Below are 214 nucleotides of genomic sequence, written 5' to 3' on the forward strand. Positions count from 1 at the left end.
AACCTCTGAAGAACTAAGCTCAGTGACTGAAGAGTCTACCCGAACTATTCAGCAGCAGTCGGAAGAATTAGAACAGGCAGCAACGGCCGTAAACGAGCTGACCACCGCCGTTGAAACCGTTGCTCAGGATGCTCAAAACGCTTCTGAAGCTTCGGACGAAGCAAATCAACAAGCGCAACAAGGTAATGACCGCGTACGTAAAACGGTCCGTGCT

General features: G+C 50.5%; 1 pseudogene. It reads left to right on the forward strand.

The annotated features are described in order from the left end of the window. Nucleotides 1-214: pseudogene (locus tag RJ32_RS00205) on the forward strand (methyl-accepting chemotaxis protein); the annotation flags it as partial.

The sequence above is a fragment of the Idiomarina sp. 28-8 genome (assembly GCF_000320945.2).
Classification (GTDB): Bacteria; Pseudomonadota; Gammaproteobacteria; order Enterobacterales; family Alteromonadaceae; genus Idiomarina; species Idiomarina loihiensis.